Here is an 8,778-nt window from a genome sequence, read left to right as displayed (position 1 = left end):
CGAAGCCGTCCTCCACATCGCCGCCATCAACGACTGGCTGACCTGCCTTTGAAACACGGCCTAGGTGTGCAGGTCGGCTCGAAGCGTTGGCTAGTGGTTGTGGCGGGCGTGGTCCAGGTGGACGTGGAGCGGTGGCCGAGAGAGCGGTACGTGTGGCGGTTCACCTACGGGGTTGACGTGACGTACTGCGGTTCGTTGCGTGGCCCGTTCGGCTCGGCGACGTCGACGGCCGTTGCGTCGTCGACGAAGGCGGCCAGCTTCCGCCGATCTCACCCCGACCAGGGATGCCGCTCGGCGTACTTCAACATCTGCAGGCACCGAGCGTCACCGGTAACCGGGACCCCCTCCGGGATGTCACCGGCCAGTAGTTTTTGGCTCTGACCCACTATGCGTGATCGAGGTGGGCGGTTCAGCTCAAGTCAGCTTTCCGGGAATGGTTTCGACTTGGAAGCTGAGTCCGTGGCCTTCCAGGTCGGACGCCGTGTAGACGGCCGTCACGTGCAACTCCACGTCGCTGACGATTTCCACGAAGCCCGCAGTCGCCGGCATAGGCGATTGGGGGATACCGCCGTAGAGAAGTTCGGCGATCCGGCAGCAGTCGTCCATCGTTGCCGCCCCGGGCGGCAGGACGATGCTGTCGTTGGCCCGGGCCGTCGCGATGGCGGGTTCGCGTCCCGTAACCGCGCCCGCGTACATCAAGGGGACCACGTGTTTCTCGATGGTGGCATTCTTGCACTGCGGGTTCAAAATGTTGATGTCTGTCGCGTAGATCCCGGGGCGCACAGGAGCGCAGCCGCATTTGCTGTCGGCCTGAGTCCCGCAGACGAATTTCACCGCATACGTGTATTTGCAGGCCGGTACCGTGACGCTCGTCGGTTTCGCGGCCACCACCTTGCCGTCCATGACCGCATCGATCGCGCCTGTGAAGATCTGATCCCGCGTTGAGCAGTCCTGCGCCCCTCCGCTGAAGGTGACTTCGAAGTCCAGGGCATGCGCCTGGTCCCCCGGGAGCGGGCCGTAGCTCGGCGGGGTAATGGAGGTCACGAAGGAAGCGATCGCACCGTCCGGCTGGAGGTGGACGTTGTCGATTTTCAGGAGCTTCTTCAGTTGGGCGATGATGACGGCGACCACGGCGGCCGGGTCCACGCTGTTCACCACGATCCCGCCGGTGGCGGTAGCGATCCTCGTCGCCTGGCCGTCAGTTCCGCCGGGACTGGGGCAGGACGCGTAGGCCGGGTTGAGCCCCACCGATCCGATGAAAGTCGGGTCGTCATTGAGCCCGTTCGGCGCTTCGCCGTCGGAAATGCTGATGGCGAGGACCGTGACCTTGCTGGCCACCAGCTTGGAGGTCACCGACGCCTCAGTGATGGCGTAGGGGAGCCCGCTAGCTGCCGAGCAGATCGGGTCGTGGCCGGGAGCGTCACCCAACCACACCACGATGTGCGGGACACCAGGTCGCCATCCGATCGTGGACGACCCGGCGATCTGGTCCAGAGCGTAGAACTGGGCCTCGGGCCTGTCTCCGCCGCCCGAGGCAGTCCAGGTGTTGATGGCAGCGATCACGACGGCCTTGTCCGCCGTGATGGATTGAATGTTCGTGAACGCCAGTGACCCGCTGCCCGGGTTGTCGAAATCTCGGTACTCGCCGACTCCGAACTGAAGGTCCGCCAGCGGACCTAGAGATCCCAGGATCTGGGAAGCGCCTGCTTTCACCGCGTCATGGACCGGTGCCATGCTCCCAGTGTTGTCGGCCAGGAAGTAGATGTCCGCGGGAGCCACCCCCGTGGATGCCGGAATCGTCACCGTTATCTTCTCTTGGACCGTGTCGCACTGGCCCAGCCGAAGGTTATTGACGGGCGGGTCGATGGTAACGGCGGCGGAGTCGGCAACCTCTACGGGGCTCAGACTGTCGGGCATGACGCCTCTCCTGACTCTCTATACATTCACTTGGCTTTTCTAAAAATAAGATAACTCGGCGTCGGACACCCAACAAGCCTGCTTGAGGTTAGATGTATGTAGATACCATCGGAACGATTTATCCACTTATTTTTCCATTTTTCAGGGATATTAGGAGACCGCTGGCATGAGGTGGGTTTATGGGCCCGGGAGTCCTGAAGCTACGGCGAATCGCAAAGTAGCGGTCAGCGTCCCGGTGGGTCGGCGTCGTCCTGGCGGCGCGTAGCGGCCCCCTTGAAGACGAAAAGAAAAGTCTCATCCGGCTGGTCACGGGGTTGTGTGCGACCGACGATGATCGTTTACGCCTGGGCCTGGGTCTTCTGCTTGAGGCGTTCGTAAGGGGTCTGGCCGCCGAGGCCGCCGTGAGGGCGATCGTAGTTGTAGTAGTCCTCCCACTTGCGGAGCTTGTCGTTGAACACCTCCGCGTCGTCGATGAGCACGCCGTCGAGCATGCTGTAGAACTCCTCGGCATCGATGCGGTGCGACCGCTCCACCTTGCCGTTCAGCCGCGGGGTGCGGGGCTTGATGTAGGTGTGCGCGATGCCCTGTCCAGCACGTGCCAGTGGGTCGACTGGAACTCGGCCCCGTTGAGTTCCTAATGGATGTCAAGCCGGTGGGGTCGTAGCGTGTGTGGTGAACGGGCCGGTCGACGGAGCGCGTTGCGACTCCTTTCTTCGCTGGCCCGTTCCTGATGTGGTCGGCTTTGGGCGGGCGTGTGTAGTGCGTCGGGCCGCTCGAAGTTCGGCAGGGATGGTGTACCGCTCGGCGATGATGGTCCGGGCGTGTCTAGCTTCGACGGGGCGGCCGTGGGCGTCGTGCAGGGTGTAGCGCTCACCGCGCCGCCAGCAGGCGGCGATCCTGGTGAGCAGCGTGGTGGCGATGTGGCAGAGCGCGGAGTTGTGGTGCTTGCCCTCGGTGACCATCAAGCGGTGGTATTTGGCGGCGAGGCTGGGATCGGCGCGGCGGGCGTGGTCGGCGGCCATGAACAACGCTTCGCGCAGGCAGGCGTCACCGGACTTGGTCAGGCCGGTGTGCTGGCCGTTGACGCCGGAGGAGTCCAGGCGGGGAACCAGGCCGCTGAAGGCCCGGACCCCTGCCAGTGAGGTGAAGCGGTTGGGGTCGCCGAGCCGGCCGAGGATCTGTGCGCCCAGGATCGGGCCGATGCCGGGCACCGATGGCAGGATCCCGTCCGGGTCGGCGCGGGTGAACAGCACGGCGATGCGTTCGTCGAGTTCCTTGATCTCTGCGGTCAGGGCCAGCGCCAATCGGGCTTCGATGGCGATGTCGTCGGCCAGATCGGGGTAGTCCAGTCCTCGTCCCAGAGCTGCAGGGTCGCGGCGGCGGTGGCAAGCAGTTGGTCGGCCTTGGTCTCGGTCCACGCGCCGCGGGAGTGTCGGTGCAGGAAGCGGGCCAGGCGGGCCCGGCCCAATCGCCGCACCGTGTGCGGGCAGGCGTAACCGGCGGCCAGGAACTTCAGCGGGGTCTTGTTGGCCAGGTCGCAGCCCAGGGCGGTGTGCCATCCCGGCCCGAGGATCTCCAGCAGGGCGTCCAGGCGGGCGAGTGTGGCGGTGCGGCGGCGCACCAGATTGGAGCGGAGCTTGACGGCCCGGCGCAGCGAGTCTCCGGGGCCGAGGCCTTGCTCTGTGTGCAGTCCTTCGGGGTGCAGCAGAGGCAGGCGGGCCAGGATCCGAGAGTCCAGCCGGTCGGACTTGGTGTGCTTGCTGTAATAGGCGCGCAGGTCAGCCGACCGTTCGGGCGGCACCATCACCACTGCGGCGCCGCGACGCCGAAACCAGGCCGCCAGCGGCACCCAGGCGTTGCGGGTGGGCTCCATGATGACCGTCACCATCGCCGGGTCGGTCCCGGCCGGGAGCATCGCCCACAACCGTTCCAGATCCTCGGCCGTGGTGCGAAACCGGCGGCCCGACCAGGTGAACTCGCCGCGTTCATCGGCCAGGCTGGCCTGGTGGGCCGCCCGGCACGCAATGTCGATTCCCAGCCGTAGTCGCAAACTCCTGGCTCCCGTCTCCTCGCCTACTCGTGGACAGACCAGCGACGCCAACGCGGGGAGGCGCAGTACCAGACATTCACCAACAGGGATCCGCGGGGCCGGGCGCTGCTCGGCCGGGCGGTCACCGGGTTCCTAACAGGACACGCGATCTCCCGGCGTTGGCCCCGCTCGCCCCACGATCAACAGGCAAGGAGCACCAGGCTCCAATCGGTCAGCAATGGCGACGAGCGGGCGCCGGTCACCCCAGATCCTCACGCCGCCGGCCGGACGAGGTGACCATCTTGGGGACATCACCGAGTTTGAATGTCGGTCTGATGTCGGCGTACTCCTTGGCGTGCAGAGGTCAGTACGGGTAAACGTGCAGAGGTTCGGGTCTGTTCAGAGGGGGCTCGTTCGGCGCCGCCGCAAGTCGTCGGTGTACATGCAGGTCGAACGTGGTCAGCTGCCGCGCGGCCCGACGCCGGAGGGAAGGTGCGTGCCGTCCCGGACAGATGCCGAGCCCCGAACGTCCGGTGTCTCGTCTGGGCCACCTGATCCGGTTAACGCCACGCCACAGCTGACGAGCTGCCAAGATCAACAGGATGCGACAGAAGATGATCCTTGGCACGGCAGTTGGTTTCGTCGTGCTACTGACGCTTGCAACAGCAACGTGGTGGAAGTTCTTCTACGAGCCTCCCATCAGCGGCCCGATCGCCGACGCGTTCACGAAGGCCGCCCCAGTCCCCCCTGCCGACTCGGAGGGCGCCGACAAGTCTTTAACAGACTCATCGCTGTTTTCGCACGCTCCCGATCCGTGCAAGCTACTGCAGTCGCTGGGCGATTTCACCGATCCGGTCAAGGGCGACGGTTCGTGCAAGCATGTCAGCGAGGTGGCGGATGGGTATAAGACCTACGAGGTGATGGCCACTGCGGTTCCCAAGTCGACGGACGGTGGGGCGGTGACCGAAGCCGTTCGTAGGTACGATGCGTTGGTCCGCGAGGCCCAAGGCCCGGCGTTCAGCGAGAACGACGCGAAGTTCAAGCACTTCTTCAGTGCGCTGACCGGTCCTGGCGAGCAGGCGTTCACCAGGTACACGTATATGCAGTCCAACCTGCACGGCTACCTGCGCTACTCCGGGGCCGAGGTGGTCTTCAGAGTCCGCAACCTTGTGGTGGAGGTGCGGGTGCAGTCGCCCGACGACGAGCGGAGTCGGCAACTCAACCTGGTCTATGCCGCCGCACGCAAGATCGCTCCAACGCTGAAACCCTGAGACGGTGGTTTTGACGACGATCCGCTGTTCTGCCTCAGATCGCCCTCCCGGGGCACGGACGCCCCGGTGGTCAGGGATTGCCTCTCAGCCGGTGGCGGCGACTTCTGTCTCAACGGCGGCGGGGCGGTCCTTGAGCCGGTAACTGGGGCCGTTGATGGCGATGACCTCGCAGTGGTGCAGGAGCCGGTCGAGGATGGCGGTGGCCAGGACCTCGTCGCCGAACACGCCTCCCCATTCAGAGAAGGCTTTGTTGCTGGTCAGCAGGGTCGAGCCCTTCTCATACCTTTTGGAGATCGTCTGGAAGACCAGGTTGGCTTCGTCGCGGGCCAGAGGCAGGTAGCCGACCTCGTCCAGCACGAGCACGTGCGGGCGGAGATAGACGCGTAGTTTGGTGGCGAGCCAGCCGATGGCGTCGGCGGCCTTGAGCTGGCGGACCATGTCGTCCAGCGTGGTGAAGTAGACACTGAAGCCGGCCCGGCAGGCCGCGACCGCCAGCGCGACGGCGATGTGGGTCTTGCCGACTCCGGGTGGGCCGAGCAGGGCGGCATTGGATTTGGCCTCCACGAACGCCAGAGTGGCCAGGTCCCTGACTTTGCGGGCGTCCAGTTCGGGCTGGTAGGAGAAGTCGTATTCGTCGAGGGTCTTGTGGTGCGGCATCCGGGAGATGCGCAGCGCGTGCCGGATCCGGCGTTCCTCGCGGACGGCGAGTTCTTCTTCTAGCGCCAGGTCCAGGAAGTCCAGGTAGCCCATCTTCGCCTCGTCGGCGCGGCCGACGAACTCGCCCAGCTGCTCGGCCAGATGCGGCAGCCCGAGCTTGGCGGCGGTGGCGCGGATCCGGGCGGTAACCAACTCACTCAACGGATTTCAATCCTTTGTGGCTCTTGGCGATCGGGGCTGGTGGACGGCTGCGTGATCAGGTGAAGGGGCCGGTGCCGGTGATCTGGTCATAGACCGCCAAAGGCCGCTGGCCGACCTCGACAGCGGCGGCGTCGGCCCGGGCCAGCAGGAACCGCAGTGCTCCGGCCGGTTCCTGGCGCCGTCGGCGTGGGGCAAGCTCATCGGCTTGTGGACCGCCGGCGGTGGTGGCGCGGGTGTGCCCGTCGGGCAGCCCGTTCCAGTGCTCGGGGTCGACCACTTTGGCGCCGCGGCCGACCACCCGCGGGTGCACCGCCAGCAGGGTGATCCCCTGTTCGTCGGGGACGGTGGCGTGCAGGCTGACGGTGGCCGAGGAGGCCTGCACCTCCACCAGTTGCCGGGGGAACACCCGCGCGGCCGGAACCGAGTAGAGGTTGGCCTCGAAGGCGACTAGGCAGTCCTTGCCGACATGCCGCAGGTGCCGGTCGGTCACCAGATACGGACGGGCGGGAGCTGGCCGCAGCGCGGCGTGGTCGCGGCGGGCCCGCACACCGATCACCTCTCCGTGGGTGCGGTGGACGGTGCGGCGGCGCAGCGGCACCCAGGACAGGAACGCCTTATCCAACTCGTCCAGGGAAGAGAACGACCGGCCAGCCAGCACGTGGTCACGGACGATGGTGACCTGCCGCTCGACCCGGCCCTTGCCGGTCGGGCGGTAAGCGGCCAGCACATCGATGGTGAAGTCGTAGTGCCCGGCGAACGCCACCGCCTCGGGATGCAACGGCACCGCCTTGCCCGGCGCCACATGGCGGCGCACCACGGTCTTGGTCCGGTCGTAGACGATCGAGCCGGGGACCCCGCCGAAATGCTCGAACGCCAGTCGGTGACAGGCCCAGAAGGTCGCCAGGTCCTGGCTGGTGGTGAAGCAGCAGAACGGGTCCCGTGAATACGACAGCACCATGTGGAAGGAGTAGACCTTCGCGATGCCCAGGTGCGCCAGAACGCCGCCCTCATCACCCCAGTCGACCTGGGCCTGGGCGCCCGGCACGACCTCGAACCGGCGGTGCAGCCCGGCCAGCTCCCGGGGAGTGAACCCCAACTCTTCGGCGATCCGCGGGCGGGCCTCCTGCAGATACAGCTTCACGCGCTGATAACTGCCGTTGAACCCGTACTCCTCGACCAGCCGCTCGTAGATGACCGTGCCCTTGAGCAGCAACTCGGCCCGTAGCCAGGCGTCGATCACCGGAGCGTACGCCGCGATCATCTGGTTCCGCCGGCCCGGTCGTGGGGCCGCCACCGGAGGCGCCGCCACCGGGCCGTCCTCCTGCAGGTACTTGCGCACCGTGCGCCAGTTCAACCCGGTCTCCCGGGCGATCTCCGAGATCGTCGCACCCGACTCCCGCAACGCCCGGAACCGGCGCAACTCAAGCCAACGCTCGGCCTCAAGCACCACAACGACCGCCCTCAACCCAGATGATCAACATCACCCGGAAGACTTCACGACCATCCAAGCAGCACCGCAACCGACACGCTGATCATCTCTGCACGTTTACCTGTACCTGGCTCTGCACATGAACCCGTACGCCGACACCTGAATCACCTCGACCTGGAACGGCAACCGCTGCAGTACGTAGTCCAGGAACTGGATGGCGGTCTTCTGGTTGAGCTGCGGGTAGATCCGCAGCACGCGCAGCCGTGTGCAGTCGTCGATGGCGGTGAACTGGTAGTACTTGTTGCGGCCACCGCGGCGGCCGGTGGTGACCCCGGCGATGGGTTCGATGAACTTCACGTCGATCTGGACCCGGTGCCCCGGGAGCTGCTTCTCGTAGCGCTTCCACCGTTTGTCGTGCCGCCTGTAGCGCTGGGAGGCGGGCAGGCGGCCTAGATCGTTGATGGGAAATTGTGTGCTGGTCAGTGGTCGTAGGCGGTCAGGGAGCGTTTCACTGGTGCGTCGATGAGCCAGTTGTGCCAGATGGCGGCGTTGAGGGCGAGGATGCGCTGGGCGATGCGGGCCCAAAGGCCGTCGGTGGTGCGGGCGTTGTGGCGTTCCAGGCCGAGTTGGTTCTTCAGGCTCCAGATGATCCCCTCGATCCGCTGGCGAAGCCAGGACGGGAACACCTTCACCTCCGGTTCGGGCTCGTCACCGCGCGCCGGGCGGATCAGCACATGCCCCAGGCCGGCGGCGGCCTTCTCGATCCCGGCCCCGGCGAAGCCCTTGTCGCACACGATCGGGCATGGGCCCTCGGCGATCGGACGGACGTGCAGCAGGTGCAGGGCCTGCTTGCGCTCGTCCAGCTCTCTGGGGTGTGCCAGGCTGAAGGCCGACACCGTCCCCTCGGCGGTGGTGATGAGCATCAGCTTGGCACCCCAGTAGAAGGCATGGTGGGAGGTGTCGCGGCCGTAGTCGGCGATCTCCCCCAGCGCCGAGCGGTTCACCGTGACGCGGGAGGCACCGCACGGCACCGGTGTCGGTCAGCAGGCGGGCCTGCCCGGCCCGAGCCGCCGCTGCCGCGAGGGCAGGACATCGTCGTCCAGGTGCACGTAGAGTGCGGTCAGAAGGGCGTCTAGATCTGTCTTCACACACCGATCCTGGGCGCCCTTCACCATGCCTGCGGCCGATTCAGCAATAACCCATCAACGATCTAGGCCGTGTTTCAAAGGCAGGTCAGCCAGTCGTTGATGGCGGCGATGTGGAGGACGGCTTCG

General features: G+C 66.0%; 8 protein-coding genes and 1 pseudogene. 1 reads left to right on the top strand and 8 read right to left on the bottom strand.

Annotated elements, in window-relative coordinates:
* Positions 1-414: 414 nt before the first annotated feature.
* The 4 genes from ABD340_RS47570 to ABD340_RS47555 all read right to left on the bottom strand — a co-directional run bounded on the left by ABD340_RS47570 (position 415) and on the right by ABD340_RS47555 (position 3,967).
* Positions 415-1,917, bottom strand: a complete 1,503-nt coding sequence (locus tag ABD340_RS47570) for a vWA domain-containing protein (protein ID WP_344598794.1) — start codon at positions 1,915-1,917, stop codon at positions 415-417.
* A 338-nt stretch (positions 1,918-2,255) separates the two neighbouring features.
* Positions 2,256-2,498, bottom strand: coding sequence for an integrase core domain-containing protein (locus ABD340_RS47565; protein WP_344598796.1), 243 nt, complete (start codon positions 2,496-2,498; stop codon positions 2,256-2,258).
* Between the two features lie 63 nt (positions 2,499-2,561).
* Positions 2,562-3,221, bottom strand: a complete 660-nt coding sequence (locus ABD340_RS47560) for a transposase (RefSeq protein WP_344598792.1) — start codon at positions 3,219-3,221, stop codon at positions 2,562-2,564.
* A complete protein-coding gene (locus ABD340_RS47555; RefSeq protein WP_344598790.1) occupies positions 3,206-3,967 on the bottom strand; it encodes an IS110 family transposase in 762 nt (253 codons plus the stop codon). The genes ABD340_RS47560 and ABD340_RS47555 overlap by 16 nt, the downstream gene beginning before the upstream one ends.
* Before the next feature lie 581 nt (positions 3,968-4,548).
* Here ABD340_RS47555 and ABD340_RS47550 point away from each other — a divergent pair.
* The gene (locus ABD340_RS47550; protein WP_344598788.1) at positions 4,549-5,217 is read left to right on the top strand and encodes a hypothetical protein; all 669 of its coding nucleotides are present in this window, start codon (positions 4,549-4,551) and stop codon (positions 5,215-5,217) included.
* A gap of 84 nt (positions 5,218-5,301) precedes the next feature.
* On the opposite strand, the gene istB is transcribed toward ABD340_RS47550, so the two are convergent.
* The 4 genes and pseudogenes from istB to ABD340_RS47530 all read right to left on the bottom strand — a co-directional run.
* A complete protein-coding gene (gene istB, locus ABD340_RS47545; protein WP_344598787.1) occupies positions 5,302-6,075 on the bottom strand; it encodes an IS21-like element helper ATPase IstB in 774 nt (257 codons plus the stop codon).
* 55 nt (positions 6,076-6,130) lie between these two features.
* On the bottom strand, positions 6,131-7,525 hold the full coding sequence (gene istA, locus ABD340_RS47540; RefSeq protein ID WP_344598785.1) for an IS21 family transposase: 1,395 nt from the start codon (positions 7,523-7,525) through the stop codon (positions 6,131-6,133).
* 96 nt (positions 7,526-7,621) lie between these two features.
* A complete protein-coding gene (locus ABD340_RS47535) occupies positions 7,622-7,861 on the bottom strand; it encodes a hypothetical protein (protein ID WP_344598784.1) in 240 nt (79 codons plus the stop codon).
* Positions 7,862-7,983: 122 nt separating this feature from the next.
* Positions 7,984-8,541: pseudogene (locus ABD340_RS47530) on the bottom strand (transposase); the annotation flags it as partial.
* Positions 8,542-8,778 lie beyond the last annotated feature (237 nt).

It is taken from the genome of Actinomadura vinacea (genome assembly GCF_039532545.1).
Taxonomy (GTDB): domain Bacteria; phylum Actinomycetota; class Actinomycetes; order Streptosporangiales; family Streptosporangiaceae; genus Spirillospora; species Spirillospora vinacea.
Note: the sequence above shows the minus strand (reverse complement) of the source record. Positions and strands in the feature narration are given on the sequence as shown.

Bases quoted from the DNA above. Each gene is read 5' to 3' on its own strand.
- ABD340_RS47550 (WP_344598788.1), top strand. From the start codon at position 4,549: ATGCGACAGAAGATGATCCTTGGCACGGCAGTTGGTTTCGTCGTGCTA.
- ABD340_RS47570 (WP_344598794.1), bottom strand. From the start codon at position 1,917: ATGCCCGACAGTCTGAGCCCCGTAGAGGTTGCCGACTCCGCCGCCGTT.